Origin of the sequence: Altererythrobacter lutimaris, from assembly GCF_013371495.1 — a bacterium.
Classification (GTDB): domain Bacteria; phylum Pseudomonadota; class Alphaproteobacteria; order Sphingomonadales; family Sphingomonadaceae; genus Erythrobacter; species Erythrobacter lutimaris_A.
On record NZ_JABWTA010000001.1, the window covers coordinates 968,322 to 993,911 of the forward strand.

31 protein-coding genes are annotated in these 25,590 nt (G+C 57.5%); 17 read left to right on the forward strand and 14 right to left on the reverse strand.

What is annotated here, in order from left to right:
- The 8 genes from HUO12_RS04630 to HUO12_RS04665 all read left to right on the forward strand — a co-directional run bounded on the left by HUO12_RS04630 (position 1) and on the right by HUO12_RS04665 (position 7,306).
- The gene (locus tag HUO12_RS04630; protein WP_176272486.1) at positions 1-615 is read left to right on the forward strand and encodes a TadE/TadG family type IV pilus assembly protein; all 615 of its coding nucleotides are present in this window, start codon (positions 1-3) and stop codon (positions 613-615) included.
- 8 nt (positions 616-623) lie between these two features.
- The gene (locus HUO12_RS04635) at positions 624-1,808 is read left to right on the forward strand and encodes an AAA family ATPase (RefSeq protein WP_176272487.1); all 1,185 of its coding nucleotides are present in this window, start codon (positions 624-626) and stop codon (positions 1,806-1,808) included.
- Between the two features lie 6 nt (positions 1,809-1,814).
- Positions 1,815-3,212: a CpaF family protein gene (locus HUO12_RS04640; protein WP_232367306.1), complete on the forward strand. Its 1,398-nt coding sequence runs from the start codon at positions 1,815-1,817 to the stop codon at positions 3,210-3,212.
- Positions 3,213-3,217: 5 nt separating this feature from the next.
- On the forward strand, positions 3,218-4,219 hold the full coding sequence (locus tag HUO12_RS04645; RefSeq protein WP_176272488.1) for a type II secretion system F family protein: 1,002 nt from the start codon (positions 3,218-3,220) through the stop codon (positions 4,217-4,219).
- Between the two features lies 1 nt (position 4,220).
- Positions 4,221-5,186, forward strand: a complete 966-nt coding sequence (locus HUO12_RS04650; protein WP_176272489.1) for a type II secretion system F family protein — start codon at positions 4,221-4,223, stop codon at positions 5,184-5,186.
- A 10-nt stretch (positions 5,187-5,196) separates the two neighbouring features.
- On the forward strand, positions 5,197-6,060 hold the full coding sequence (locus HUO12_RS04655; protein WP_176272490.1) for a tetratricopeptide repeat protein: 864 nt from the start codon (positions 5,197-5,199) through the stop codon (positions 6,058-6,060).
- 9 nt (positions 6,061-6,069) lie between these two features.
- Positions 6,070-6,540, forward strand: a complete 471-nt coding sequence (locus HUO12_RS04660) for an A24 family peptidase (RefSeq protein WP_176272491.1) — start codon at positions 6,070-6,072, stop codon at positions 6,538-6,540.
- Positions 6,541-6,619: 79 nt separating this feature from the next.
- Positions 6,620-7,306, forward strand: a complete 687-nt coding sequence (locus HUO12_RS04665) for a hypothetical protein (protein ID WP_176272492.1) — start codon at positions 6,620-6,622, stop codon at positions 7,304-7,306.
- On the opposite strand, the gene HUO12_RS04670 is transcribed toward HUO12_RS04665, so the two are convergent.
- The 6 genes from HUO12_RS04670 to HUO12_RS04695 form a co-directional block, all read right to left on the reverse strand.
- Positions 7,290-7,880 (reverse strand): GNAT family N-acetyltransferase, encoded by a 591-nt coding sequence (locus HUO12_RS04670; RefSeq protein WP_176272493.1) that lies wholly within the window; start codon positions 7,878-7,880, stop codon positions 7,290-7,292. The genes HUO12_RS04665 and HUO12_RS04670 overlap by 17 nt on opposite strands.
- Entirely contained in the window at positions 7,832-8,620 is a 789-nt protein-coding gene (locus HUO12_RS04675; RefSeq protein WP_176272494.1) for a LysR family transcriptional regulator, read from the reverse strand. Before HUO12_RS04675 ends, HUO12_RS04670 begins: the two co-directional genes overlap by 49 nt.
- 55 nt (positions 8,621-8,675) lie before the next feature.
- Positions 8,676-9,074, reverse strand: a complete 399-nt coding sequence (gene apaG / locus HUO12_RS04680; RefSeq protein WP_176272495.1) for a Co2+/Mg2+ efflux protein ApaG — start codon at positions 9,072-9,074, stop codon at positions 8,676-8,678.
- Between the two features lie 156 nt (positions 9,075-9,230).
- The gene (locus tag HUO12_RS04685) at positions 9,231-9,836 is read right to left on the reverse strand and encodes a 2-hydroxychromene-2-carboxylate isomerase (protein WP_176272496.1); all 606 of its coding nucleotides are present in this window, start codon (positions 9,834-9,836) and stop codon (positions 9,231-9,233) included.
- 49 nt (positions 9,837-9,885) lie between these two features.
- Positions 9,886-11,091 carry a trans-sulfuration enzyme family protein gene (locus HUO12_RS04690; RefSeq protein ID WP_176272497.1) on the reverse strand — a complete coding sequence of 402 codons (1,206 nt, stop codon included), beginning with the start codon at positions 11,089-11,091 and terminating at the stop codon, positions 9,886-9,888.
- Positions 11,092-11,134: 43 nt separating this feature from the next.
- Positions 11,135-11,686: a TetR/AcrR family transcriptional regulator gene (locus HUO12_RS04695; RefSeq protein WP_232367307.1), complete on the reverse strand. Its 552-nt coding sequence runs from the start codon at positions 11,684-11,686 to the stop codon at positions 11,135-11,137.
- Positions 11,687-11,760: 74 nt separating this feature from the next.
- Here HUO12_RS04695 and HUO12_RS04700 point away from each other — a divergent pair, with 74 nt between their 5' ends.
- Both HUO12_RS04700 and HUO12_RS04705 read left to right on the forward strand, forming a co-directional pair.
- Positions 11,761-12,153, forward strand: coding sequence for a hypothetical protein (locus HUO12_RS04700; protein WP_332310369.1), 393 nt, complete (start codon positions 11,761-11,763; stop codon positions 12,151-12,153).
- A 58-nt stretch (positions 12,154-12,211) separates the two neighbouring features.
- Complete coding sequence (locus HUO12_RS04705; RefSeq protein ID WP_176272498.1) at positions 12,212-13,519, forward strand: phospholipid carrier-dependent glycosyltransferase; 1,308 nt, start codon at positions 12,212-12,214, stop codon at positions 13,517-13,519.
- A gap of 9 nt (positions 13,520-13,528) precedes the next feature.
- Here the strand turns inward: HUO12_RS04705 and HUO12_RS04710 are convergent, their stop codons facing one another.
- The 6 genes from HUO12_RS04710 to HUO12_RS04735 form a co-directional block, all read right to left on the reverse strand.
- Positions 13,529-14,668: a glycosyltransferase family 2 protein gene (locus tag HUO12_RS04710; protein WP_176272499.1), complete on the reverse strand. Its 1,140-nt coding sequence runs from the start codon at positions 14,666-14,668 to the stop codon at positions 13,529-13,531.
- Between the two features lie 25 nt (positions 14,669-14,693).
- Positions 14,694-15,764, reverse strand: coding sequence for a 3-isopropylmalate dehydrogenase (gene leuB / locus HUO12_RS04715; RefSeq protein WP_176272500.1), 1,071 nt, complete (start codon positions 15,762-15,764; stop codon positions 14,694-14,696).
- A gap of 10 nt (positions 15,765-15,774) precedes the next feature.
- Positions 15,775-16,377 (reverse strand): DNA repair protein RecO, encoded by a 603-nt coding sequence (recO, locus tag HUO12_RS04720; protein ID WP_176272501.1) that lies wholly within the window; start codon positions 16,375-16,377, stop codon positions 15,775-15,777.
- An 18-nt stretch (positions 16,378-16,395) separates the two neighbouring features.
- Positions 16,396-16,647: an accessory factor UbiK family protein gene (locus HUO12_RS04725; RefSeq protein WP_176272502.1), complete on the reverse strand. Its 252-nt coding sequence runs from the start codon at positions 16,645-16,647 to the stop codon at positions 16,396-16,398.
- Positions 16,648-16,817: 170 nt separating this feature from the next.
- The gene (locus HUO12_RS04730) at positions 16,818-17,366 is read right to left on the reverse strand and encodes a TspO/MBR family protein (protein ID WP_176272503.1); all 549 of its coding nucleotides are present in this window, start codon (positions 17,364-17,366) and stop codon (positions 16,818-16,820) included.
- Between the two features lie 128 nt (positions 17,367-17,494).
- Positions 17,495-18,241 (reverse strand): TlyA family RNA methyltransferase, encoded by a 747-nt coding sequence (locus tag HUO12_RS04735; protein ID WP_176272504.1) that lies wholly within the window; start codon positions 18,239-18,241, stop codon positions 17,495-17,497.
- Positions 18,242-18,275: 34 nt separating this feature from the next.
- Between HUO12_RS04735 and HUO12_RS04740 the strand changes: the two genes are divergently transcribed.
- The 4 genes from HUO12_RS04740 to HUO12_RS04755 all read left to right on the forward strand — a co-directional run bounded on the left by HUO12_RS04740 (position 18,276) and on the right by HUO12_RS04755 (position 22,317).
- A complete protein-coding gene (locus HUO12_RS04740; protein ID WP_176272505.1) occupies positions 18,276-18,905 on the forward strand; it encodes a hypothetical protein in 630 nt (209 codons plus the stop codon).
- A 377-nt stretch (positions 18,906-19,282) separates the two neighbouring features.
- A complete protein-coding gene (locus HUO12_RS04745; protein ID WP_176272506.1) occupies positions 19,283-20,362 on the forward strand; it encodes a branched-chain amino acid aminotransferase in 1,080 nt (359 codons plus the stop codon).
- Between the two features lie 367 nt (positions 20,363-20,729).
- Positions 20,730-21,671, forward strand: a complete 942-nt coding sequence (trhO, locus tag HUO12_RS04750; protein ID WP_176272507.1) for an oxygen-dependent tRNA uridine(34) hydroxylase TrhO — start codon at positions 20,730-20,732, stop codon at positions 21,669-21,671.
- Positions 21,664-22,317 carry a glutathione S-transferase gene (locus HUO12_RS04755; RefSeq protein ID WP_176272508.1) on the forward strand — a complete coding sequence of 218 codons (654 nt, stop codon included), beginning with the start codon at positions 21,664-21,666 and terminating at the stop codon, positions 22,315-22,317. The genes trhO and HUO12_RS04755 overlap by 8 nt, the downstream gene beginning before the upstream one ends.
- Here the strand turns inward: HUO12_RS04755 and HUO12_RS04760 are convergent.
- On the reverse strand, positions 22,314-23,216 hold the full coding sequence (locus HUO12_RS04760) for a LysR family transcriptional regulator (RefSeq protein WP_176272509.1): 903 nt from the start codon (positions 23,214-23,216) through the stop codon (positions 22,314-22,316). The two genes, HUO12_RS04755 and HUO12_RS04760, sit on opposite strands and share 4 nt — an antisense overlap.
- Positions 23,217-23,322: 106 nt before the next feature.
- Between HUO12_RS04760 and HUO12_RS04765 the strand changes: the two genes are divergently transcribed.
- The 3 genes from HUO12_RS04765 (at position 23,323) to HUO12_RS04775 (ending at position 25,138) form a co-directional block, all read left to right on the forward strand.
- Complete coding sequence (locus HUO12_RS04765; RefSeq protein ID WP_176272510.1) at positions 23,323-24,036, forward strand: pirin family protein; 714 nt, start codon at positions 23,323-23,325, stop codon at positions 24,034-24,036.
- A gap of 76 nt (positions 24,037-24,112) precedes the next feature.
- The gene (locus HUO12_RS04770; RefSeq protein WP_176272511.1) at positions 24,113-24,706 is read left to right on the forward strand and encodes an FMN-dependent NADH-azoreductase; all 594 of its coding nucleotides are present in this window, start codon (positions 24,113-24,115) and stop codon (positions 24,704-24,706) included.
- A 36-nt stretch (positions 24,707-24,742) separates the two neighbouring features.
- Positions 24,743-25,138 (forward strand): DoxX family protein, encoded by a 396-nt coding sequence (locus HUO12_RS04775; protein ID WP_176272512.1) that lies wholly within the window; start codon positions 24,743-24,745, stop codon positions 25,136-25,138.
- A gap of 212 nt (positions 25,139-25,350) precedes the next feature.
- Here HUO12_RS04775 and HUO12_RS04780 read toward each other — a convergent pair whose 3' ends face one another.
- On the reverse strand, positions 25,351-25,545 hold the full coding sequence (locus HUO12_RS04780) for a hypothetical protein (protein WP_176272513.1): 195 nt from the start codon (positions 25,543-25,545) through the stop codon (positions 25,351-25,353).
- Positions 25,546-25,590 lie beyond the last annotated feature (45 nt).

The window sequence follows — 25,590 nt, forward strand, 5'->3', positions numbered from 1 at the left end:
ATGCATCGTTTTGTGCTCTCATTCCTTCGTGATGAACGCGCTATCGCGGCTGAGTTCGCACTGGTCCTACCCGTATTGCTCATTTTCGTGATCGGCGCGATCGACGTCGGCTATTACGCCTGGAACCTCAATCAGGCGGAGAAGGCCACGCAAGTCGGCGCACGCTATGCTGCAGTTACCAACCCACTCGCACAGGAAATTGCGACGACAAGCTACGTCAATACCAATGTCGGTGGCACAGCAATCGGTCAGGGCGACCGCATCCCTGCAGGAGCCCTAGGGACGATCACTTGCGTAAGCACTGGCTGCACCTGCACGACAGGCCCCTGCCCTGGCACGACGTTGGATACGACAGCATTCGGATTGCTCGCCGATCGTATGCAGAACGTATGGCCACGCATCGCCGATGACGACATCGAAGTAACCTATTCCGGCTCTGGTCTGGGCTACGCAGGCAACCCTAATGGCGCAGACATATCTCCGATCATTACTGTCCGACTTCTGGACATGGAATACACGCCCCTCACCTTCACCCCTTTTGATGGCAATGTGGGCTTACCAGACTTTTCATATTCGCTGACTGCTGAAGATATTTCAGGGACGGCGTCCAATTGAGGCAAAAGATGGGACGGATCGAAGACATTACACAAGGTTCGATAGGCCGCGCGAGCGAATTGCCTGACGGCGTTTTCGTTGTCGCCGACGCTCGCCATCTGTCCGATCTTGGCCAGATCAGTGCCCGATTGATCACGTGCGAATGCGCGATCGACGAAGCACTTCCCAAGCCTGAACTTATGGGCGCAAAGATAATTGTCATCGAAGTCGATCCTGCGTCGCACAATTCTCTCCAACGTGTGGACCAATTGCGCAGCGATTGGCCCAATGTTCCAGTCATCGCGGGCCTGGCCGATGTTGACATAGCCACAACCCGGCAATTGCTACGCCGGGGTGTCGCTGACATCGTGTCCTTGCCCTTCACCATTGACGAGCTGGTCACAGCAATTGTCGATGCCGCTGAGCAAATTGAGCCAGACGCTGATGAGGATGCGCCCCTCGCACCGTTTGTGGCGGTCTTGAAGAGTATCGGCGGATCGGGCGCCACCACGATTGCCACCCATCTCGCATCGGACCTCGCTGAAGCCTATGGCGAAGACAAGCGTGCCTGCATCATTGATCTGGATCTGCAATCTGGCGACGCATCGTCATTCATTGGCGCAAATCCTCGCTTGACGCTTGCTGACCTGATGGAAGCGGATGGCCGCCTGGATGGTGAATTGCTCCGCTCAGTTACAAGCAGCTCGCAAGCACCCAATGTGGACGTGATAGCCGCGCCGCATGACATCATGCCAATCGAAGCGCTGGAGTTTGACACTCTGATGCATGTCGTAAAGATTGCGAGGCGTCAGTACGATCTGGTTGTTGTCGATCTTCCCGCATCCTTTACCAACTGGTCGCTTTCAACCGTGTTTGCAGCGGATCAAACGCTGCTTATCGGCAATCTCACTATTCCAAGCCTGCGCCATGCGAAGCGGCAGCTCGATTTCCTTGTTTCCATGGGTCTCTCCCGCGAAGCAATTCAGGTCGTCCTGAACCGCGTCGAGAAGAAACTCTTCAAGACAATCAGCGCGTCTGACGCAGAAGACGCGCTCAAGCACCCGATCCTTGCGACAATTCACGAAGAGGGAGCCCTTCCCCGCACAGCGCAGGATCAAGGCGTTCTGATCAATGCGATCCAGAAACGCAGCAAATTCATGAAAGACATCAACGAGCTGGCTGACCGGTTGATAGAAAAGCTAGCAGAGGAATAAGCAGTCATGTGGAAGATCAAACGTCCTGACGCAGCGCTCCGCGAGGAAACCGCACCGCAGATTTTTGACGGCGAAGAAGACAATTACGAAGCAGAAGTTGTCACCCTTCACCCGCAGATCTCCGAGCGTGAAGGCCATTTACTGCAGATCCGCATGGCGATCCACCAGTCGCTGCTGGACAAAATCAATCTGTCGATGCTCGACAAGCTCCCTGAAGAGCAAATCAAGGCTGAGATCAGCGCGATTGTTCCTGAGCTGCTTGCGACATTCGATTCTCCGCTCAACCGCGAAGAGCGCGCAAACCTCGTTGATGAAGTTCTGGACGAATTGCTCGGGCTTGGGCCTATCGAGCCGCTTCTCAAAGACGAGAGCATCACCGATATTCTCGTGAACGGCGCGGATACCGTGTTTGTCGAGCGCGGCGGTGTGCTTGAGCGTGTCTCAACCCGCTTCCAAGATGAAAAGCACTTGATGCGCATCATCCAGAAGGTTGTGAGCGCGGTCGGCCGCCGGATCGATGAAAGTTCGCCATTCGTCGATGCGCGTCTCAGCGACGGCAGCCGTGTTAACGCGATCATCGCGCCGCTTGCGCTCGATGGGTCGCTTCTCTCCATTCGTAAATTCGCAAAGATCCCGATCAGCATGCAAAAGCTGGTCGATCTGGGCTCCGTGCCTGAGCCCATGGCCGAAGTGCTCCGCGCTGTCGTGAAATCGCGCCGTAACGTGCTGATTTCCGGTGGTACGGGCTCTGGTAAGACGACCATGCTCAACGCGCTTTCGAGCTTTATTGATGAGCGTGAGCGGATCGTAACGATTGAAGACTCTGCGGAACTTCAGCTGCAGCAAAGCCATGTTGCGCGTCTTGAAACGAGGCCGCCGAACATTGAAGGACGCGGCGAAGTCAACCAGCGAGACCTCGTTAAGAACGCTCTGCGTATGCGTCCGGACCGGATCATCGTCGGTGAGGTTCGTGCAGGTGAAGCCTTCGACATGCTTCAAGCGATGAACACCGGCCACGATGGCTCCATGACGACCGTACACGCCAACAATTCGCGCGATTCCTTGAGCCGTGTTGAGCAGATGATCGGTATGAGCGGCATTGATATGCCGGTTCGCGCAGCACGCAATCAGATCGCGTCTGCGATCCACGTCGTAGTGCAGGTCTCTCGCCTCAGCGATGGTCGGCGTAAGGTCACCAGCCTCTCCGAGCTAACCGGCATGGAAGGCGACACCATCACTATGCAGGAGATCTTCCGCTTTAAGATTGAAGGCGTCGATGACAATCGACAGGTTATCGGCCACTTCGAAGCGACTGGTATCAGGCCGAAATTCCTGCTCGATGCGGAAGCGCACGGCATCAAACTGCCTGCGGACCTTTTCCGCCCAGAGACGCGACTGGACTGATCGATATGACCTTAGAGATCACCCGCATCCTCATCATGGTCGCCGTTTTCGCGGCAGTGTTCCTCATCGCTCAGGCTGTTGCGACGAGCTATGCGGCAAACCGCTCTTACCGCGGAGCCGTCAATAAACGTCTGCGCATGATCGGCTCTGGCGAGAACCGCGAGGTTGTCGTCGGCAAGCTCATTAAGAACCGGCCGCGCGACCGTGCAGAACTGCCCGAAGGCGTCGAGGCCTTGATCGCCAAATTCGAGAAGATGGTGTTCGCTGCGGCGGTGCCCTTCTCCGCCGGACAGATCATGGTCTTCATGGCATTGGGCTTCGTGGCCGTCTTCCTGATCGGAGTCCTCTTTTCAGCCGCCAGCGGCGCAGGTGTCGGTATCGGCAGTATTTTTCTGGTTCTGCTATTCGCAGCGGCGGTAACGATCTTCATTCCGTGGCTGGTCATCAGCAGCCTCGCGCAATCGCGCCGTAACAAGATGGAAAAGCAATTCCCAGTTGCACTCGACATCTTCGTTCGCGCGCTTCGTTCAGGCCACCCCATCGCTTCTGCCATCGACTTGCTTACAAAGGAAATGGAAGATCCGATCGGATCGGAGTTCGGCCTCATCAGCGATGAAGTCGCTTATGGTGCAGACTTGATCGGCGCCTTGGAGCATATGGCGGAGCGCTGGGACCTTGAGGACATGCGGATGTTCGTGGTCTCGCTTTCAGTACAAAGCCAGACCGGCGGCAATCTGGCGGAGATCCTTGAGAACATCGCCAAGGTTATTCGAGATAGGCATCAGATGTTCATGAAGGTTCGCGCATTGAGTTCAGAAGGCCGCATGACTGGCTGGATGCTGACCGGCCTTCCTGTAGTCACCTTTGTCATGATCTTCATGATGGCGCCGCAATATTATCTCGATCCCTCTGAAGACCCAATCTTCATTTACAGCGCGATCACGCTGGTCACGATGTATTTCCTGGGTGTCTATGTCATCCGTCGCTTGATCGATCTCAAGGTGTGACATGATTGAACTTGCTTCTTCCAACTGGATCATCCGAGCGCTGCTGCTGGTCGTTATCTTCGGCCTCGTTGCACTTGTCGTATTTGTCATTTCAAACCTGACTTCGCGCAGGCTACAAGTGACGCGCGAGCTTGCTGCAATGTCTTCAGATACGACATCGCCAACCGCTGAATCGCTGACTCGCAAGCGCAATGACGGCGCTTGGGCAAAGCTCGCCAAGCAGATCGAGAATGCAGGACTCAACCTCGGCGATACCGCTGAAACGGAGATTTCCAAGCAGTTGAAGGCCGCTGGCTACATGTCACCGACCGCACCGCGTGTTTACACGCTGGTCCGGCTGCTGATGATCTTTGTCTTCCCGTGTCTGTACTTGCTCGCGGCGTTCAACTCGGCTGAGCCGCCGAGCGTCACGCGCATGTATTTCACTTGCGGGATTCTGATGGTTCTGGGGCTCTATGTCCCTAACCTCTTCATCCGCGCGAAGGCCGAGCGGCGTCGCCAGGAAATCGTCAATGGCTTCCCCGATGCGCTCGACCTCATGTTGGTCTGCGTGGAAGCCGGACTTGGCCTGGAATCTACGCTCGACCGCGTAGGCCGTGAAGTCGTCACCAGCCACCCGCGCATCGCCTCAATGCTCACGCAGACAACCTTGCGTATGCGCGCTGGTGCAACGCGCGAAGATTCCTTGCGCAAGATGGGCGACGAAGCTGGTGTCGATGAAATCCGCTCTTTCTCGACCTTGCTTGTCCAGTCAGACAAACTCGGCACGAGCCTCGCACAAACGCTGCGCGTTTATGCCGCAGAGATGCGCGAAGCGCGCCGTTTACGCGCAGAGGAGAAAGCGCACCGTTTGCCTGTGCTTATCTCGATACCACTGGTACTGTTCATGCTACCATCCATGATTGGCGTGCTGACATTGCCTGCGATTGTCCGCGCTATCCGCGAAATTATGCCGGCACTTTCTTGAGGGGGAAATCATGAAAACTGCATTCCGCATCACAACAATAGCACTGGCCGCCACTGCATTGTCAGGCTGTCAGGGCTTTAACGAGCTGTTCTCCTTCAAACAAACACGTGCTGAAACGCCGGTTGCAATGGCATCGGTTTTCGGCATGGAAGAGCTTGAGCAAGGCCGCGCCGCCCTCAAGGCTGGTCACGTCGCCCGCGCTATTGATCTGTTTCGTTTGGCGGCAATGAACGAGGAGACCGCTCCAGCCGCCTTCAACGGAATGGCTGTTGCGTATACCAAGCTGGGGCGCGCTGATCTTGCGGAACGGTATTTCAACACCGCGATTACGCTGGATTCAAGCAATGCCAAATTCGCGGCTAATCTTGCGCGCTTCTACAGCTCCGATCTGGGTCAAAGCCAGCGCGCGCTCGCGATGCGCGAAGCCGAAGCAAAAGCCAAGCTTGCGTCAGCTGAGAAAGCTGCTGTGTCTCAAGGCCTGCTCAATCAAACTGCATCCGAGCGCAGGCTCGGCGCTGTGACGATCGAAACGGCAAAGCCACTCGCAGTGACGCGCACGGATCGCCGCGAGCTGATGCTTGCGACTAGCAGCAGTGTTGCTGAGAATGGCGGCAATCTCGCTGCAGTATCGTCGCGCAAGACAAGCGCGAAGGGCTCTGGTTCCGACGTCGAGGCAGCGGTTGAAGACGCAACAGCTAACGCTGTCACCAAGAAGCGCAATCCTACAGTTATCAGCATGTTGGGTATCGGCCGTGAGACGACCGGTCGGCCTGCGCGCATCAGTGTTGCAAAGCCTGGTTCGCAAGGCGTGACCCGCCCACGCGCTCGCAATTACCCGGTTCGCGTTGAGCTGACCCGCCGACCCAACAGATAAGGGCTTTCCATGATAGCTGAACTGTTGTGGCCCGCGGGCCTCACACTGCTGCTTGCCATCGGTGCGCTGAGCGACATCAAGGATCGACGCTTGCCCAACTGGCTGTCCTTGCTGCTGTTGATCTATGGCCTCGCGCACGGTTTCTATCTCGACCAATGGGCTGGTTTGGGCTGGCACGGTCTGCACGCGCTCATCGCCTTGCTCGTGGGTATGCCGCTCTTTGCGATGAAGTGGTTCGGTGGAGGCGACGTAAAGTTCTACACCGGAGCCGCTGCATTTTTTGCCGTAAGTGACGGTGTACAAATGCTTTTATGGGTGTCGCTGCTGGGTGTTGCGCTCATGCTTGGCTGGATTGTTTTGCGACGTCTCATCCGCAAAGCGAAAAGCGCTCCAACAGGAAATCACGCTCTGTTTCCCTATGGAGTGGCAATCATGGCAGGTGCAGCCGCACTCGCCTGGTCGAAGTCACCTATTATCTAATTCGGGCTTCGCGCTCCCATTTTCTGACAGAACCGCCAATTGCTTTGCGATTAGCGACTACCGTGGCAATACGTAATGCATGTCGGTGCAGCCACACCTTGCAACGCAGAACTCTGCTCCAGGCCCTTTGATCAAAGGGGCTATATATCTCGTGGCTGCAGTGGCAGGCATAGCCACCGGTTTGGCAGTTTCAGTTGCTTTAACCGGAGGCAAGGCAACGGCCGCAACAACTTCGGAATACCCGCTACGTATTGCTCTTCCTGAAGTGGAGATCATTGCGCCATCAATCGATGTGCAGCGTACCGATAGGCCAAGCTCGGTTATACCTGCTGATGCTCTGGCTGCGCGCACCCCATTGGACAATGCACCGCAATTAAACACCGCTTCTCTCGCAGCGCCCAGTGAACCAATCTCAATCGGACCCGCTGGGATGATGACGCTCGATTATGATCTGGCGCAATTCGCATCAGCCAATCAGGGCGGCGGTACCAGCGATGGCAGCGTCCAAACCAGCATGGCCTTGCAAGTTAACGGGGTTGCGCGCGGCTCGGCTCAGATCCGTGTCGCAGACAGCGCACAGATCCTCATTGCAACAGGCTCGCTTGCGAGCGCAATCGGGGAACAAGCCTCTTCATTGCCCCCTCGCCTGAAAACAGCTTTAGATGATGGCACAGGCTTCCTGCCGTTCTACGAGCTTCGCGCGGCTGGTATCGATGTTCAGTACGACCCAGTGAACGACCGGATAGCGCTTACCCTGCCTGGCTAGACCACTCGCTGCGAAGCAGCGCCCAGTAATACTCATCACACCACCCCAAATGAGTCTTCGCGTTCTTCAGGAAGTGCGCTTCCCGCCGAAAGCCGAGCTTTTCGAGCACGCGGTTAGACGCGATATTGCGAGGGTCTGTGCTGGCTGTGATGCGGTGGTGATCCTCGTCTTCGAACAGGTATTGGACAAGGCGATTGGTGCATTCCGAAGCAATGCCGCCACGCTGGATCTCTTTCACTACGGTGTAGCCAATTTCAGACTGCAGTTCACTCGTGGGAATTGCAACAATGCGCGCGACTAGCGCCCCGCTATCTCGCGACACAGCAGTCCAGCTTCGTCCCTCCCAATCAGGATCGCACAGCCAGTCTGCAAGTGTACCGACATCTTCAAAAGCCGCATCCCAAAGATAACGGCACTGGTCAGGATCAGAAAAAGTCGGGAAAAGCGCTGCAGCATCATCACGAACTAGCGGCCGCATGATGAAGCGCTCGGTCTCAAGCGTGGGAATGGACATGTCGCTTGGCATCAGGCTGTCAATTGCGCGACCAGCGCCTTCACCTTTTTCTGCCGCCATTGAGGCAGCGGAGCGATCAACCAGTAAGCGCGCTGGCTGGGCTCTGGCTCGCCCACAGCAATAAGCTTGCCACTCGCAAGCGCCTCAGCAGCCAACGGCAGCGGCAAAACTGTTTTCCCGAGCCCGGCGAGAGCGGAAGACAAGGCTTGGCCGGGATTGCCAACTTGAACGCTTGCCTGCGCGCCCTCCGGCAGGTTCGCAGTCGGATAGCCGATCCAGGTTTCTGCCGCACCCGGCGCATGAACCGTCACTCGCTCCCCCGGGGCGAGTTGAACACCTTCCAGATCGCCCGGCCCGTCCACGAGCCGTATCGCAATGTCGAGATTGGCTTCAGTAAAATCTGCGTTTTCGTCCGCCACAAGCTGGTATTGAATACCGGCGTTCTCAGCACTGAATGCTGCGAGCTTTGGCGCGAGCCATTGCGCATAGAATTCGCGCGGGGCAGCAATCGTGTACCGATCAGAAGCTTGGCCGGCCTGCATTGCCTGCACGCTTTCTTCAAACCGCAGGAAACCTTCGCGCAACGCATCGAGGCCAGCACAGCCCTCTTCAGTCAGTTCCAGACCTTTGGACGTTCTGCGAAACAGGACTACGCCCAAATGATCTTCCAACGCGCGGATCTGCTGACCCACAGCAGCAGGCGTCACAGCAAGCTCATCGGCGGCCCGCGTAAAGCTGAGATGCCGCGCCGCTGCATCGTAAACGCGCAAAGCATTCAAAGGCAGGTGTGTGCGTTTCATGTCCGCGCGGCTCTAGTGCGCGGTTTCAATCGCTGCAAGCACCGAGAATGTGGTGTCAGTCTGCTGTCGCAGGTGCTGCAAGCGGGAAGAACGGGATCCGGACTTCCAATGGCTCGCCGTCATCGCGGTTGAAGGTGTAGAACCCTTCCATCGAACCATGCGGCGTTGCGAGCGGACACCCGGAGACATAATCATGGCTTTGACCAGGCTCCAGGCGCGGCTGTTCGCCGACAACCCCTTCCCCATCGACATGGCTTACACCGCCTCGTGCGTCGGTAATGCGCCAGTGACGGGTGCGCAGCTTAAGCGCCTCGTGCGAGCCATTTTCAATCCGGATGTGATACACCCAGAACCACTTGCCCGCATCGGGATGGCTCTGCTCAGGCAGGAAGTTGACTGCAACCCGTACAGTCACGCCTTCAGTGGTGGCGGAATGGTCAAACAGCTCTTTCATCAGGTCAAAGGTAGCGATTCATTATTCGCGCTCAAGAGGGTAAAAGCGAATAATCCACTTTGAATTGCGCAGCTGTGACCTGATTGCACACCTTTGATGCGAGCGGTGCAACAATCACGCGCGGAATCTTGACTGAAGAGCCTGGTTGCTTGTTGCTCAGCTTTTAGCGAGTTCTTCGCGGATTTGCTCCAGGCGTTCCTTACCGAAGAACATTTCCTCACCGACCCAGATTGTCGGAATGCCGAAAGCCCCGCGTTCGACCACCTTATCGGTACTTTCCACCAGCTTCTGTTTCACTTCGTCACTACCGGCCCGAGCGATCATGTCACCCGCGTCGAACCCATTCCGGGTGAGAGCTTCTGCAACTGCATCACCATCCGTCACATCGAGGCCTTTCTCCCAGATTTCAGGGAGCATGGCGTCGATGAACTGGACCGCGCGTCCATCCTCGTCCGCGGCCACCAGCAAGCGCTGCAACAGGATTGAATTGAACGGGAATTTGGGATTCATCTTGAAGCGATCGAGCTGATGCTTGGCGATAAAGCGCTGGAACTCCAGCATGCCGTACTCGACCTTGCCCTTCACATCCTTGTCGCGGATCATCGGCGGCGCGTTACCGGTCAAGCGGTGCATCCCCGCAAGGAAAGCGGGTAGAATATCGAGCCCGGTATTGGTCTCGCGCAGCAAGTCTCGCAGCGGGTACCAGATGAGATAGGCATTCGGGCTCACAAAATCGAACACCAGTTCCACACGTTGAGACATTCTATTTCCTCCCCTGTCGCTGCGACTTCGCGACCAGCGGCCCGTTAACTCAAAAGCCGGCTGCTTTTAGCGCCTGGTCCATATCTTCCTTGAGGTCTTCTAGGTCCTCAAGCCCCACATTGATGCGCAGCAAGCCTTCCGTGACGCCCATGTCCGCACGTCCGTCCTCGCTCATCCCGGCATGCGTGCTGCTTGCCGGGTGACACATCAGGCTGCGGGAATCGCCGATATTGTTCGAGATGTCGATGAGCTTAAGCGCATCGAGCAGTGCGAAAGCTTTTTCGCGGCTCCCCACATCAAAAGCAAAAATTGGCCCAGTCGCGCTCATCTGCTGTGTCGCGAGTGCATGGCGCGGGTGGCTTGGCAAACCGGGATGCAACATCTGCGGCACACGCGCCTCGATAAACGTTCCTAACTCGACTGCGCTCGCGCTTTGATGATGCGCGCGCATGGAAAGCGTCTCCAGCCCCTTCAGCACCACCCAGGCATTGAACGGAGCGAGATTCGGTCCGGTATTGCGCTGGAATGGCAGCAAGACTTCATTGATCCACTCCTCGCTCCCGCACACAGCGCCGGCGAGCACTCTGCCCTGCCCGTCCATGAGCTTGGTGGCGGAGTAAGCGACAACATCCGCGCCAAAGTCCATCGGCTTTTGAAGCGCCGCTGTAGCAAATGCATTATCGACGACAGTCGTGATGCCGTGCGCTTTGGCAAGGTCGCAGACATGTCTCAGATCGACGATATCGAGCGTCGGATTGGCAGGGGTTTCAAAGAAAAAGGCCTTGGTATTGGGCTTGATCGCCGCTTCCCATGCCGCATCATCCGCGCTGTCGATAACCGTCGTATCGATCCCCCATTTGGGGAGCAAATTGTCGACAAGCCAGCGGCACGAGCCAAAGGCCGCTTTCGCCGCGACAACATGATCGCCGGTTTCAAGCTGGCAAAGCAATGCGGTTGTCATCGCTGCCATACCGGAGGCTTGCGCCCGGCAAGCCTCTGCTCCTTCCATGAGAGCAATCCGCTCCTCCAGCATCGCAACCGTAGGGTTCTGCAGCCGCGAATAGGTCATGCCGTCAGCTTCACCGGCAAAGCGGTCAGCCACGGTCTGAGCGTTGTCGTAAGTATAGCCCGAGGTGAGGAACAACGCCTCGCTCGTCTCGCCATGTTCGCTGCGCCATGTGCCGCCGCGAACGGCCTGCGTTGCGGGGCGCCAATTGCGGGTCTCAGCCCTGTCGGTTCCGGTCGTCTTTTTCATCTTGAGGCCCGTCTAGGCGGCTCGGATGTATGGAGCAAGAAAGTTAGAGCCCGCTGGCATCGATACCATCATGAGCAATCTTAGCCCTGCCGATTGCGGTCAGCATTTGTGTGCCTTCGATCAGCGTTAGAAGGTACTGCGCCCCACCCTTGGGATCGGGATCGTCCGCGGGCATATGCTCTTCCAGCCAACCTAACAGCCGATCCATTATCGCCTGGGCCGGCTCGCGGTACCCATTGTAGTTCCTCGCGCTTCCGGCAACGATTTCCCACCATAAAGCCAGAAACGGCTCCATCGACGAGTCGCCTGTCATGGCCAGAATTCGTTGCAGACATTCTTCACGGGTTTGTGGGGGCTCGCCTCCAAAACTCTTATCAAGCTCTGCCGCGTAGATCTCTGCGATATATGCGAGCGTATCGGCAATAAGCCGCTCCTTGTTACCGAAATGATAGATCAGCATCCGGTCGCTGGTTTGCGCGGCCTTCGCGAGCGGTCGCAGGCTGGCGGCTTGCAATCCATTATCCAAAACGAATTTTGCGAGTTTGGGCAGCAGGCTTTCACGAGACATTTCAGTGCTTTTCAGCGTTTCGTCCATGTCGCCCTTGTAGCAGTCGCTACATGGCGCTACAAGTGATGTAGCGACTGCTACAAAAAAGGAGGGAACAGATCGTGTCATCTTATGAAATCCTCGCACTGAGCGGCCTTGTGATTACGATGCTGGCGCTTGTGATGATCGTGCTAAGCAAGCAGCAAACTGGCTCGTATCTCCTTGCCTCCATGCTTTCGGCAGGCTTCGGCGCCTACAGCGTTGTCACTGTGTATCGAGAGGGACTGCTGACTGTCTGGACCAACCACACACAGAACCTTTGGGGTATCCAAGTCTGGTGGGATCTGCTGTTCGCAGTTGCTATCGCATTCGTTTTCATCGTCCCGCGGGCACGGCAAGTCGGCATGAGTATACCGGTTTGGGCACTCCTAGTGGCTTCTACCGCCAGCATTGCATTACTCGCCATGATTGCGCGTCTATTCTGGCTTGAGCATCAGCTCGATGCGCCTGAATAGAGCCGAGACAACGCTCCATCTTGCCGAGGCAATAGGACCGCACTAAGCCCTCACAGGCATGGACAACGCGACCACATCAACCGAGGCAAATCAGAGTGATGTGGCCGCGCGCGAACGTGATCCGGTAATGGTCAGCGGCATTCTTGCTGTCGCATTCGCGGCCCTCGCAGCAATCCGCCTGACTGTCCCTGAAAGCTTCTATTTCGATGAAGTGCATTACGTGCCCGCCGCGCGCGAGATGCTCCAAGACGGCGTGTACCGCAATCAAGAGCACCCGATATTTGGCAAGCAAATGATCGCCTTGGGCATGGTGATCTTTGGCGATGGCGCATTGGGCTGGCGAATCATGTCGCTGTTCGCGGGAACACTCGCGCTGTTTGCCAGCATGCGCGCGCTGTGGTTTGCAAGCCAGTCGCGCTTTGCCAGCATCGCCTTCGGGATACTGCTTACGAGCGGGTTTATCCTGTTCGTGCAGTCGCGCATTGCGATGCTGGATATCTTCATGGTGAGCGCTTTGGCCGTCGCTGCGTGGCAATTCGCAGCAGCAATACGCGAACCTGAAAGCGGCCGATGGCGGCTTGCCGTTACCGGTGTCGCGCTCGGTCTTGCGATAGCCAGCAAATGGAACGCGGTCCCGCTTGCGATCCTGCCGGGCCTCGCTTTCCTTGTTGCCCGTATTGCCGCGCACCGGCGCAGGCTCATCATGAGCTCCAGAGGCATTCCTGTGCCGGGCATTTCCCTATGGGAAGCTACAATCTGGTTGGGAGTGATTCCACTCGCTGTCTACGCGGCCACGTTCTTGCCGGTCTGGACAATGAACGGCTCGCCTTTGGCGGCGGGCGGCCTCTTCGCAATGCATGTTCACATGCTCGAGTTGCAAACCCAGATCCTGAAAGCGCACCCCTATCAGAGCACACTTGCCGACTGGATCGTGAACTGGAGGGCGATCTGGTATCTCTATGAGCCGGTCGACGGGACCCAGCGTGGCATCATGCTTATCGGCAATCCGCTGACGATGCTGCTCGGTTTGCCCGCGCTGTTCTGGTGTGCGCTCAGCGGGATTCGCACGAACAACTGGACAAAGCTGGCAGTCGTAGTCGGATATCTCGCGAGCATCAGCCTGTGGGTCTTCGCGGAGAAATCCGTCCAGTTCTACTATCATTACTTTGCGCCGAGCTGCTTTCTGCTCGCCGCGTTATCGCTCGCACTCGACGCCTTGTGGCAAAGCAGCAGGCGCGCCATCGCGGGCGGCGTCCTGCTTGCAAGCATCGCGGTGTTCGCTTGGTTCTATCCGATCCTGTCCGCCGCGCCTCTTGAAGACAAGAGCAGCTTTGGGACTTACACCTGGCTCGATAGCTGGCGCTAAGCCCTGGCCTTAGAAACGGCCCCAGACAAAGCGGCTCGAAAGCGCGTAGTTCCAGACTGAACCAACCAGGATCCCGGCAAGCGCTGCGAAGACCCACAACAGGCCCTGCGATTCAAGGAAAGTTGCAATGGCGACGTTTGCAAAGCCTCCAACAGCGCAGGTCAGACAGAAGCCGATCCAGCCTTTGAACATGGCGCCTGCGCCTTTGATGCGTTGATCGCGGTAAGTCAGCCAATTGTTAAGCAGAAAGTTGAAGCTCATCGCACTGATCACAGCAATGGCCTGGCCAATAGTGAAGGCCTTGTCGAAGACGAACAACACGCTCGCAAGCACAGCCATGTGGACGAGGACGCCCATCGCGCCGACTGTACCGAACAGTGCGAAGCGCGTGGGAATAACCTTGCCGAAGGTCTTGTCGTAAAGCCCTGCCAGAAAATCGAACGCAATCGCACGGTCCAGCTTACTTTCGCCTTCGCGGCGCGCAGAAAAGTTCAAGGGAAATTCCTTCACAGACAGTGTCTCTTCTGAAGTCGCCAGCAGGTCGAGCAGGATCTTGAAACCGATCCCGGACAAACGCGGGACAAGCTGGCGTGCGCGAGCCGATTCCAGCATGAAATAGCCGCTCATCGGATCGCTCAGCTCAACGCCGGTCATCTTGCGCGCGATGGAGTTCGCCATACCGGAGAGCTTCTCGCGCTCGGGCTGCGCCCAGTCTTCCGTGCTCGCACCCGGAGCAAATCGCGAAGCGACTGCCACTTGCGCTTCGCCGCCTTTTAGCGCTGCGAGCATCTTGGGCAGCAAGTTGGGATCGTGTTGGTGGTCTGCGTCCATCACTGCAACAAAGGGAGCAGCGGTCGCGCAAAATCCTTCGATAGCGGCGCTGGCCAGACCTCTGCGTCCGATCCGCTGAATGACGCGCACCCGGCCGTCGGACAAAGCAATGCGACGCGCTTCATCCGCTGTGCCGTCAGCAGAATTATCGTCAACGATCAGCACTTCCCAACCGGAAACACCAAGCGCATTTTCGATACGTTCGACCAAAGGCTCCAGATTGCCCCGCTCGTTCAGAGTGGGTAAAATGATTGCCAGCTCAAGGGCTTGCTCTGCTTTTCGTGCGGCTTCGCTTAGCGTTGACTGCGTCATTTCCATGACAAACGCCATTACGGCGAAAATCTCAAGATGTGGTTACCAGTCTGCTAACCACAGCATCGCCGATTTCGCTTGTTCGAGCGTTGCCGCCCAAGTCCCCGCCGAGCACGCCGTCGACCAGAGCGGAGGCAACTGCAGTTTCAATACGATCCGCTTCCGCGTCGAGACCAAAGGAATGCCGCAGCATCATCGCCGCCGATAGGATTGTTGCCATCGGGTTGGCTTTGCCTTGTCCGGCAATGTCGGGCGCGCTGCCATGGATTGGCTCATACAGGCCAAAAGTTCCGTATTGCGTGGTCCGTTCGCCCAATGAAGCGCTGGCCAGCAAACCAATCGAGCCAACGCACATGCTCGCTTGATCAGACAGAATATCGCCGAACAGATTGCCGGTAAGTACGACGTCGAGCGCGCCTGGAGCCTTCACAAGCTGCATAGCGGCATTGTCGACATACATGTGCTCTAACGCGATATCGGGATACTTAGTCGCCACCTCTTCGACGACTTCCCGCCACAAGCGGCTGGTTTCCAGCACATTGGCCTTGTCGACGCTGGTTACATGCTTGGCGCGCCCCGCTGCCGTCTGGAAAGCGATGTGAGCGATCCTGCGTACTTCATCCTCTGCGTAGTTCATGCGGTCCCAGCCCTCGCGGCGACCATCGGGCAGGATTTCGCGGCTTTTTTCGCCGAAATAGACATCGCCGGTCAGCTCGCGCACGATAACCATGTCGATATCGCGCGCGACATCAGGCTTCAGCGCAGACATGTCCTCCAGGCCGGCAAAGGCTTTCGCAGGGCGCAAATTGGCAAAGAGGCCGAGCTCTTTGCGCAGCCCAAGCACGGCCTGTTCAGGGCGCAAATGCCTCTCGATGTCGTCGCAGGATGGATCACCAACTGCACCAAAGAGAATGGCATCTGATGAACGCGCAAGCTCAAGCGTTTCAGGCGGAAGCGGGTGGCCCTTCGCGCGATAACCGGCAGCGCCAACTTCGCCATGCACCAGCTCGATACCGTCAAGGCCGAGCGCATCGAGCACTTTCAAAGCTTCTGCGGTGACTTCGGTACCGATCCCGTCACCGGGCAGGACTGCTATCTTCATGCGATTTGTCTCACGTCATCATGCGGGCGAGCCGCTCTTCCAGCATTGTCCGCGCCGCCATAACATCGCCGCGCCTGTCAGCAAGCAGGTACTGCGCAAGCGGCCCGCGAAGTTGTTGGACCGCCCCAAGCAAATCTTCGAGTGTGTCGGACACTTCAGGCCGGTCGCTGCCATAGCCAAGCTCTCGCAGGAGCAGACTTTCATAGCCGATCAGCCCCGGAAGCCATTGTCTGGCCGACGGCGCATTGCACAGCGCATCGAGCAGCGCGCCGAGAGCTGAATAAAGCGAAGGATAGGGATTGCGTTCGGGCAGTGCGGTGGCAGTCAGCGCACAAACCCATTGGATCGCCGCTGCAGTAAGGGGCTCGCTGAGCCACGGCCCGCGACTTTCAACCAGTTCGACTTTCAGGAACGGCAGCTGGCTGTGCGAGCGAGCGCGCAGGTCTGCTTCGACAAGATTGCCGGGTATCAAGACAGGGCGGAGCGTCCGCCCTCGCCCGCCAGCAACATAGCCAGCGACCAATCCGTACTCTTCGGTCAGCAGCCGCGCGATGGACGCGGTTTCGCCATGCGCTCTGCTTGCAAGAAGAATGGCAGGCGCGCGCAGCTGCACCGCCTTACCCTACCGCGACTATTTGCTTGCGAGTTTGGCTTCGAGCTCGGCAATCCGCTCAGCCAGCGCTTCGTTCTCTTCGCGTGCTTTGGCAGCCATGGCCTTGACGGTGTCGAACTCTTCACGCGTTACAAAATCCATACCGCCCATCGCTTCTTTCAAGCGGTCGCGCGCGCTCTCGCGAGCTTCGCGCGTCATGCCGGCAAAGGTACCAGCCGCGCTGTTAGCGAGTTTGACGAAATCGGCGATCATTGGGTTCTGACTTTGCATGGTGTTCAAATGGCGATGCAAGGCCGGAATAGCAAGAGGGTTGAAACAATCGGCGAGCGACCAGCGAGCCGCAAGGGTGACAGCCCGCCCGCAGGTGCCCAGCAGCTCAAACTCGTTTCGAGCGGAGGGATCAGCACCGAGGACGCGCGCCCGGATGGGCGTTCGAAATACTAAAGCTCTATACGCTGAGTTTCAGCGGGCCGATCCTGCATGCCACCATCCGGGTTCGCGCGCAGGAACTCGTAATTGAGGAATGTCGCAAACAGCACCCAAGCAAGATAAGGCAGCATAAGGAGCGCAGCCGCGCGGCGCACGCGCCAGAAAGCTATGACCGTCGCGATCAGAAAACCGCAAAGCGTTCCGATCACAATCAAGCCGTTTTCAATGCTCTGCATGCCAAAGAAGGCATAGGTCCAAGAGAGATTGAGGACGAGCTGGATAGCAAAAAGAATCAACGCGATCGCGCGGCCCTTTGCCCCCCATGCAGACGCGACCAGCGCCAGTGCAAAGCCAATCATCACGTAAAGGATCGTCCACACGATCCCGAAGGCCGCTGGTGGCGGAAAAATGTCAGGTTTCACAAGCGAGCGGAACCAGAACGTGTCAGGCGAGCCAGCTTGCCCGCCAAAATATCCCAGCAGCACGATCAGCGGGACTGTAAACAGCGACCACCGCATGAAGCTGGCTCTAAGCTGACCTTTTGAGGCGATGACGTTCATTGAGGCTCCCGCGGGAAATACGATTCGGCAGTTAACCTGTTAGTTGAACGCGCGATACACGGTGCGCAATGGCGCGCCAAATCGCTGTGCCGGATCGGGCCAGAGGAATGTGGAAACTATGGGGATGGTTAGCCGCGCGAGGCGGAAATCAGAAATTCGACATTGCCTTCAGGCCCGGTAATGGGGCTTTGCACGATGCCTTGGATCTTCCATCCAGATTTTTCGAGCCATTCGCGCACTCCGCTGCAAACACGGGAATGAAGTGCAGGATCGCTCACGACACCTTTCTTGCCGACTTCATCACGGCCGACTTCAAATTGAGGCTTGATCAGCGCGACAAGCTGACATTGCGGCGCGGCAAGCTGGAGCGGGCGCTCCAGCACTTTTGCAAGACCGATAAAGCTCGCATCGCACACTACCCAATTGCATGGCTTGTCGATCTGCTGCGCTGTAAGAATACGCGCGCTCGTTTGTTCAAGGACCGTCACGCGCTTATCCTGCCTCATCTTCCAGGCAAGCTGGTTCGTGCCTGAATCAACCGCGAAGACATGAGCCGCCCCGTGCTGCAAAAGCACATCGGTAAAGCCGCCGGTCGAACTTCCGATATCCATTGCAATTGCGCCTGCCGGATCGAGATCGAAATGCTCGATTGCATGGGCAAGCTTGATTCCGCCACGGCTTACCCAAGGATGGTCGCGGCCTCGCACATCTAGCGGAGCATCCTCGGCCAATTGTTGTCCTGGCTTAGCAAGCTTGGTCTCGCCGGAGAACACTAGCCCTGCCATAATCAGAGCCTGCGCACGTGTCCGGCTCTCCGCCAGACCGCGTTCTACAAGCATTTGGTCGATTCGTTGCTTTTCGGGCTTTTTTGCCATGGACGATTAAGGCGTTAGCGCGCATTGATGCTGCATGAAACCAATTGTGTTGCAGTTCACCGGATCGATCGCACTATCTCTTGGCCTTTCCGGCTGCATTCCTGCGGTCGATGCCCCGTCATCTTCGCCGACCTCGTCCACAACAGCGCAGACCGCGGCGACCACACCTGCAGCTCAACCCGCTGCGCAGGTCCCACCGCGTCCGGCTCCAACACCATCGCCGACAGTAGCGCCGGTCACCATGCCTCCGCCCATCATGGAACAGCTTCCAGAGAACTGGATGGATCAACCGCGCGCTCCGGGTGACTGGACGTATGAACGCGAATCGAGCGAGACCTTCGCGCTTTACGGTCAAGGCCGTGAAGACATGCTCGCGATTATTCGCTGCGACTTGCGAACACGCCAGGTCGGCATCGGTATGTTCGGTATGCGAAGCGCCTCTGCGCGCATGCAAATCCACACAGAAACCATGAGCCGAACGCTTGAAGCCACGCAGCGCGAAAGCGCAATGCCGCTGGTTGCCGCTGAAGTCGACGCCAACAACCGCTTGCTCGATGCAATGGCCATCACCAAAGGGAACTTCGCGATGCAAGTTGATGGGGCACGGATTCTCTACCTGCCCGGCTGGGCCGAAGTCACACGCGTTATTGAAGACTGCAGATAGGTGCGGTTGGCTTGCCCATCAGGCGACCCAAGCCACAAACAACTATTCTGACGTGGGATAAGTATTTTTCAAGCCTTGTTTTCGAGCGCGAATCAACCAAATTGAGAAGTGAGTTCAGCGGCGAACGCAGTACTCGGCCCCCCAATGAAACGGCAGGGTCTTGGCTTAATAGCGCGAAAGGAGGTGATCCGATGTCTCATGGTTCAGTAGCGAGGTCGGTGAAGATCCCTACGGAGCATATTCGGTAAATTTCCTTGCCGAGTAAGGCTACGTGAGCGGCACTTCCGGCCGCTGACCATGCAAAGGGCGGTTCTCCTACGGGCGAGAGCCGCCCTTTTCATTTGAACATTCCGCCGGCTCGCATTAACCGCATCCCCATGGAATTCACGCAAATCCCCCATCCCTCGCCGACCCCGGCCGAGGCGCGCGAAGAAGCTCTCAAAACCCCCGGTTTCGGAATGCTGTTTTCTGACCACATGGTCACTATCGACTATGACGAAGCGAAAGGCGGATGGCATTCAGCGAGCGTCGGCCCGCGCGAGGCTTTGAGCCTAGATCCTGCCGCAAGCGTGCTCCACTATGCGCAGGAAATCTTCGAAGGGATGAAAGCCTACAAGCAGGCGGATGGCGGCATTGCTTTGTTCCGTCCGGAGGAGAATGCGAAGCGCTTTAACCGCTCGGCTGATCGGCTCGCCATGCCGAACCTGCCTGAAGAGTTGTTCCTCGAAGCGGTCAAACAACTGGTCGCTATCGACCGTGACTGGTTCCCCAGCGTTGATGGCGGCTCGCTCTATTTGCGCCCCTTCATGATCGCGACTGAGGCTTTTCTCGGCGTGCGGCCTGCCAAGCAATACAAGTTCCTCGTGATCGCCAGCCCTGCAGGAAGCTATTTCAAAGGCGGCGTGAAGCCGGTTTCGATCTGGCAATCCGAATACACCCGCGCGGCCCCCGGCGGCACCGGCGCAGCGAAATGCGGCGGCAATTATGCGGCGAGCCTTGTCCCTACCGGACAGGCCTTTGCCAAGGGGCATGACCAGGTGCTGTTCCTCGACGCGGTCGAGCGCAAATGGATCGAGGAATTGGGCGGCATGAACCTGTTCTTCGTGTTCGACGACGGGCGCGTCATCACGCCTCCGCTGACCGGCACGATCCTACCTGGAATCACACGTGAGAGCCTGATTGCATTACTGCGCGAAGAAGGGCTGACTGTGTCCGAGGAGATGTATTCGATTGACCAGTGGCGCGAAGACTCCGCCTCAGGCAAATTGCTCGAGACTATGGCTTGCGGCACGGCCGCTGTCGTCACGCCGGTCGGAAAAGTCGCAAGCGCCGATGGCGAATTCGAGATCGGCTCAGGCGGACCAGGGCAAATGACCATGAAAATCCGCGAGAAGCTGGTCGGCATTCAGAACGGCACAATCGAAGACACCCATGGCTGGGTGATGAAGCTGGATTGATGGTGAGGCCCAACGGGTACAGGGCTCCTTTTTGGCGCTCGCCGATATTCTTCCTATGCACTGTTTTCGCTGTGCTAGGCAGTGTGTTCTTTTTGATGGACTCCTATTGGCGTCCCACATTCTCAAAGAAGCCAAATGAGATTGAGGGAACAATCATAGGCATTGTGGCCAATGGATTTACGGCCGGATTGACGAGCGAAACACGCCAAACTGTATTTCGGGTGAGACTTCCAGACGGTTCGCTACGACGCGTCAGATCACAGTATTCCGACGTTTCAAGCTGCAAAATTGGCGGAAGAATTCTACTGCTCGAGCAGAAACCTTTTCTAAGGCTCCCACCGGACGCATGTCCAAATGAGAGTTCCCAATGACCTTCCCGTCCATCACTGTCGCGGCGCTCTACCAGTTCACGCCATTTGACGACCTAGAGTCGATCAAGGTACCGTTGCTTGCCCTGTGCGAGAAAGTCGGCACGAAGGGCACGCTCCTGCTCGCGAAGGAAGGGATCAACGGCACCATTGCGGGCGGCGAAAACGCCATCGCGCAAGTGATCGAGCACATTCGAACCCTGCCCGGCTGCGCGGACCTTGAAGTGAAGTATTCGCACGCGAGCGAGATGCCATTCAACCGCATGAAAGTGCGACTGAAGCGCGAAATTGTGACGATGGGCGAGCCCGACATCGACCCCACAGCCAGCGTCGGGCGCTATGTCGACCCGCATGACTGGAACGCGCTGATTTCCGACCCCGACGTAGTCGTGATCGACACACGCAACGACTACGAGGTTGGCGTCGGGACTTTTCAGGGCGCGGTCGACCCGCACACAACCTCTTTCCGCGAATTTCCCGCTTGGTTCCGCGAGCACCGCGAGGAATTGCTCGAAGGGAAAAAGAAAGTCGCAATGTTCTGCACCGGTGGCATTCGTTGCGAGAAGTCCACCAGCTTTCTACGCCAGGAAGGCGTGGACGAGGTCTATCACTTGAAAGGCGGTATTCTTAAGTACCTCGAAGAAGTCCCTGAAAAAGATAGCCTTTGGGAAGGCGACTGCTTCGTGTTCGACGAGCGTGTCACGGTCAAACACGGACTTGAGGAAGGCGATTATTCGCTTTGCTTTGCTTGCCGCCGCCCGGTGACTGAAGAGGACAAAGCCTCCCCCGCATGGGAGGAAGGCGTGAGCTGCCCCTATTGCATCGAGGAGCGCAGCGAAGCGCAGCGCGCGCGCTATGCCGAGAGGCAGCGTCAGCAACAGCTCGCAAAGAAGCGCGGAACCACGCATGTGGGCGCTGAGTTGTCAGAGGAAAATGACTGAAATTCCAATCCTTTATTCCTTCCGCCGGTGCCCCTACGCGATGCGCGCGAGGATGGCACTCTGCAGCGCTCAAATCGCTTGCGAGCTGCGTGAAGTGAAGCTTGCCGACAAGCCCCCGGAACTCCTCCAAGCCTCTGAAAAGGCGACAGTTCCTGTGCTGGTCCTGCCCGATGGAAATGTGCTGGACGAGAGCCTCGACATCATGCGCTGGGCGCTTCAGCAAAACGATCCGGAAGGCTGGCTCACAGGCGATGATAAGTCATTTATAACGCGCAATGACGGCCCGTTTAAGCATCACCTGGACCGCTACAAATACCCGACCCGCTACCCCGAAGAGACCGGTGGAGATGAGGAGGCATTCCGCTTGAGACACAGGGCAGATGGGTATGAGATCTTGCGAGATCTCGACGCAAGGCTCTCAGATCACAAGCAACTTTGCGGAGACAAACGCACGATGGCGGACATCGCGCTTTTTCCGTTTATCCGCCAATTTGCCAACACCGATCGCGGCTGGTTTGATGCTTTAGACCTGCCCAACCTTCAAGCGTGGCTGGAAGGCCACTTGCAATCAGACCTGTTCAAAGCAATCATGCCGAAATATGCCTTCTGGCAAGCGGGCGACGAGCCCGTCCGCTTCGCCGCTTAAGCTGGACACTGCGCTAGCCTTTCGCGCATAGCATCGATCAGCCAGCTTGTGGCAGGGCCAAGCCGCGTGTCGCGCCGCCAAAGGGCCGCAAGCTCGTAAATCGTGCCTGGCTTTTCCGGCAGATCCAGTTCCACCAATTTACCACTCGCGAGATCGTCTAGCACCATAGGACGCGGCATGTTCCCCCAGCCAATGCCTTCCTTGAGCAGAGCATGCTTCGCGCCCAAGTCTCCCAAGCGCCAGGTTTCCGGACTGAGAACGGCGAATTCCCGACCCTCTGTTAGCGAGGATCTATCCGCCAAGACGATCTGCAAATGCTTGCGGCTTTCGCCCGGTGCAATGCCAGGAGCCGCTAATGGATGTTCAGGCGAGGCCACAGGAATAAGTTCGGTTGAGCCTACAACTTGGCGTTCAAGTTGAGGATGGAAACGGATCTCAGGGCCGCTGATCGCCAAGTCTGCTCGGCTCTCCAGAACGCAAGCCGGGACTGCGCCCAATCCTTCAATCTGCAACCGCAAGCCAACGCTTGGAAACATCGCGCGGAATTCTCGCAAGACATCGGCTGTCACGTCCGCCGAAATCATGACATCGACCGCAAGCGAGACTTCGCTTTCCTGCCCCGCATGCAATGACTGCGTCTTCGCGAGCAAGGCATCGGCTCTGTCCGCAACTGCGCGTGCTTCAACCAGCAGCCCTTCGCCGGCTTCCGTCAGAACAGGTTTGCGCGATCCCTCCCGCTCGAACAAAGTCACGCCAAGCTGCGCTTCCATCTGCGCGATGCCATAGCTGATGGCTGAAACCGCCCGCCCCATTGTGCGCGCCGCACCGCCGAAGCTCCCTTCCTCTGCCACCGCTAGGAAGATGCGCAACTGGTCGAGGCTTGGCTCTCCAATCTTCATCGTTCAAATAATCCGAACATTTTGAGACATTTTATCGCACTTATCGGAATGGACAACAAGGCCTATCTCACGTTTCAACAGCAACCCGAAACCGGGAGTGAAACACATGATTGAACTTCGTCCCTTCAACAGCCTTGGCGCAGCCAACCACGGATGGCTCGACGCGCATCACCACTTTTCCTTTGCGAGCTATCATGATCCATCGCGGGTTCACTGGGGCGCGCTGCGGGTCTGGAATGATGACACGATCGCGCCGGGAACCGGCTTTCCCACCCATCCGCATAACGACATGGAAATCATCACCTATGTTCGCAAAGGCGCCATCACGCACCGCGACAGCATGGGCAATGAAGGCCGTACCGAAGCCGGCGATGTCCAGGTGATGAGCGCTGGTAACGGCGTTCAGCATTCGGAATACAATCTGGAAGATGAGGAAACGACGCTCTTCCAGATCTGGATCATCCCTGATGAACGCGGCGGCACCCCAAGCTGGGGCGCGCGTCAGTTTCCCAAGGATGACCGGGCCGGAGCGTTCGTACCGCTCGCCAGCAGCGCTGCCAATGATGACGATGCGCAGGAAGGTGCGCTACCCATCCGCACCGACGCCCGCGTTCTGGGCGCAACTGTGAAGGCGGGCGAGAGGGTCACTTACACGACCCGCGATGCTTCGCGTCACCTTTACCTCGTACCCGCCACCGGCAAGGTCCGGGTGGAGGACGTGGAAGCAAACGCTCGTGACGGCGTCGCAATCACTCAGCGCGATAGCGTGACCATCACTGCGCTGGAAGACAGCGAGCTGGTGCTCGTCGACGCAGCCTGAGACCCCTCGGGGCCGCCTCTGTCCCCCCAATCGGGCGGCCCCACCCCTCTCTCAAACGCATAGAAGGAATTTCCCCATGTCTACTGTCCTGCACATCACCGCCTCCATCCGCAGCGAAGAGTCCGTTTCGCGGAACCTCAGCTCGACAATCGTCGACGGTCTGCGCGACAAGTTCGGCGCGGATGTCATCACCCGCAATCTGTCAGCGAATGATTTGCCCTATGTCTCTGCAGAACGCTTTGCCGCTAATGGCACTCCGCCCGCTGAGCGCACGGCCGAACAACAGCAACTCGCCGCCATTGCAGATGAACTGATCGAAGAGCTGCAGCGTGCAGACACCATCGTGATGGGCATTCCGATCTACAATTTCGGCGTCCCAGCAACGGTCAAAGCCTGGGCCGATCTGGTTGCGCGTGCAGGCACAACGTTTAAATACACTGAGAACGGTCCTGTCGGCTTGCTTGAAGGCAAGAAAGTCTATCTCGCGGTCGCATCAGGCGGCACAGCTGTCGGAAGCGAGATCGACTTCATGACCCCATGGCTGAAGCAGTTCCTTGGCTTCCTCGGCCTCACCGATGTCGAGATAGTGGCGGCTGACGGAATTATGGGCGCTGGTGGCGAAGAGAAAATCGCTGAAGCCAACGCCGAAGCAGAGCGGCTGGCGGCGTAGTCGCTGCCGCCGAACAGGTTTACAAAGGAACTTCGAATGACGAATGAAAACAATACAGTGCAGGATAGCGTTGCACTTGTAGCCCGCCTTCTTCTTGCGACTCTCTTCATCCTCGCGGGCGTGAACAAGATTGGCGGAATGGAAGGAACGGTCGGCTATATCGCCTCGGTTGGCCTGCCCTTCCCCGAGCTGGTTTACTTCGGCACTGTTGCTCTTGAAATCGGTGCGGGCCTGCTGCTCGCCATCGGCTTCAAGGCCCGCTACGCAGCCGGAGCGCTCGGCATCTTCAGCTTGCTGACGGCCATCATCTTTCACAACGACTTTGCACAGCAGAGCGAAGTCACCGCCTTATTGAAGAATTTCGCGATCGGCGGAGGGATGCTTGCAGTCGCTGCCTTCGGACCGGGCCGCTTCAGCCTAGATCGCGGTTAAGCTTCTCGATCCCTTGGAAGTCTGAGCAAGTGCCGGGGAGCCTTAGCCGCTCTCCGGCCCAATTTGTGCCGGCTCGTAAGTTATCAGGGCGCTCGTGGACAGGGCAAACATCTAGTCGTCGGGCCCGTTTCCAATGCTGCGCTGTTCGCTCATCGACACCTGATCATTGAGGACCCCATTGCGGAACTCGATCTCCCGCACTTCATCAGCGCTCAGTCGTCCTGTGCGTAGCGTTCTGCGAGATCGCCAACCAGGCCGTTCTGACGCCGCAAGCCGCGTGCATCGCGGCGGGAGATAGCGTCACTGGCGCGTGCATCATCAATCCGGTCATCGATGTGGGTGAGTTCTCGCGAGATGGCGACAGCATTGGGATCAATGGGTATAGGTGCAGCTTGAGCAGGCTCCATGCCTGTCGTTGAAAGAACCGGCGCCGAGGCGAACCCCTGCCCACC

Bases quoted from the DNA above. Each gene is read 5' to 3' on its own strand.
- HUO12_RS04630 (WP_176272486.1), top strand. From the start codon at position 1: ATGCATCGTTTTGTGCTCTCATTCCTTCGTGATGAACGCGCTATCGCG.
- HUO12_RS04635 (WP_176272487.1), top strand. From the start codon at position 624: ATGGGACGGATCGAAGACATTACACAAGGTTCGATAGGCCGCGCGAGC.
- HUO12_RS04640 (WP_232367306.1), top strand. From the start codon at position 1,815: ATGTGGAAGATCAAACGTCCTGACGCAGCGCTCCGCGAGGAAACCGCA.
- HUO12_RS04645 (WP_176272488.1), top strand. From the start codon at position 3,218: ATGACCTTAGAGATCACCCGCATCCTCATCATGGTCGCCGTTTTCGCG.
- HUO12_RS04650 (WP_176272489.1), top strand. From the start codon at position 4,221: ATGATTGAACTTGCTTCTTCCAACTGGATCATCCGAGCGCTGCTGCTG.
- HUO12_RS04655 (WP_176272490.1), top strand. From the start codon at position 5,197: ATGAAAACTGCATTCCGCATCACAACAATAGCACTGGCCGCCACTGCA.
- HUO12_RS04660 (WP_176272491.1), top strand. From the start codon at position 6,070: ATGATAGCTGAACTGTTGTGGCCCGCGGGCCTCACACTGCTGCTTGCC.
- HUO12_RS04665 (WP_176272492.1), top strand. From the start codon at position 6,620: ATGTCGGTGCAGCCACACCTTGCAACGCAGAACTCTGCTCCAGGCCCT.
- HUO12_RS04670 (WP_176272493.1), bottom strand. From the start codon at position 7,880: ATGGCGGCAGAAAAAGGTGAAGGCGCTGGTCGCGCAATTGACAGCCTG.
- HUO12_RS04675 (WP_176272494.1), bottom strand. From the start codon at position 8,620: ATGAAACGCACACACCTGCCTTTGAATGCTTTGCGCGTTTACGATGCA.
- apaG (WP_176272495.1), bottom strand. From the start codon at position 9,074: ATGAAAGAGCTGTTTGACCATTCCGCCACCACTGAAGGCGTGACTGTA.
- HUO12_RS04685 (WP_176272496.1), bottom strand. From the start codon at position 9,836: ATGTCTCAACGTGTGGAACTGGTGTTCGATTTTGTGAGCCCGAATGCC.
- HUO12_RS04690 (WP_176272497.1), bottom strand. From the start codon at position 11,091: ATGAAAAAGACGACCGGAACCGACAGGGCTGAGACCCGCAATTGGCGC.
- HUO12_RS04695 (WP_232367307.1), bottom strand. From the start codon at position 11,686: ATGGACGAAACGCTGAAAAGCACTGAAATGTCTCGTGAAAGCCTGCTG.
- HUO12_RS04705 (WP_176272498.1), top strand. From the start codon at position 12,212: ATGGACAACGCGACCACATCAACCGAGGCAAATCAGAGTGATGTGGCC.
- HUO12_RS04710 (WP_176272499.1), bottom strand. From the start codon at position 14,668: ATGGAAATGACGCAGTCAACGCTAAGCGAAGCCGCACGAAAAGCAGAG.
- leuB (WP_176272500.1), bottom strand. From the start codon at position 15,764: ATGAAGATAGCAGTCCTGCCCGGTGACGGGATCGGTACCGAAGTCACC.
- HUO12_RS04725 (WP_176272502.1), bottom strand. From the start codon at position 16,647: ATGCAAAGTCAGAACCCAATGATCGCCGATTTCGTCAAACTCGCTAAC.
- HUO12_RS04730 (WP_176272503.1), bottom strand. From the start codon at position 17,366: ATGAACGTCATCGCCTCAAAAGGTCAGCTTAGAGCCAGCTTCATGCGG.
- HUO12_RS04735 (WP_176272504.1), bottom strand. From the start codon at position 18,241: ATGGCAAAAAAGCCCGAAAAGCAACGAATCGACCAAATGCTTGTAGAA.
- HUO12_RS04740 (WP_176272505.1), top strand. From the start codon at position 18,276: ATGAAACCAATTGTGTTGCAGTTCACCGGATCGATCGCACTATCTCTT.
- HUO12_RS04745 (WP_176272506.1), top strand. From the start codon at position 19,283: ATGGAATTCACGCAAATCCCCCATCCCTCGCCGACCCCGGCCGAGGCG.
- trhO (WP_176272507.1), top strand. From the start codon at position 20,730: ATGACCTTCCCGTCCATCACTGTCGCGGCGCTCTACCAGTTCACGCCA.
- HUO12_RS04755 (WP_176272508.1), top strand. From the start codon at position 21,664: ATGACTGAAATTCCAATCCTTTATTCCTTCCGCCGGTGCCCCTACGCG.
- HUO12_RS04760 (WP_176272509.1), bottom strand. From the start codon at position 23,216: ATGAAGATTGGAGAGCCAAGCCTCGACCAGTTGCGCATCTTCCTAGCG.
- HUO12_RS04765 (WP_176272510.1), top strand. From the start codon at position 23,323: ATGATTGAACTTCGTCCCTTCAACAGCCTTGGCGCAGCCAACCACGGA.
- HUO12_RS04770 (WP_176272511.1), top strand. From the start codon at position 24,113: ATGTCTACTGTCCTGCACATCACCGCCTCCATCCGCAGCGAAGAGTCC.
- HUO12_RS04775 (WP_176272512.1), top strand. From the start codon at position 24,743: ATGACGAATGAAAACAATACAGTGCAGGATAGCGTTGCACTTGTAGCC.
- HUO12_RS04780 (WP_176272513.1), bottom strand. From the start codon at position 25,545: ATGGAGCCTGCTCAAGCTGCACCTATACCCATTGATCCCAATGCTGTC.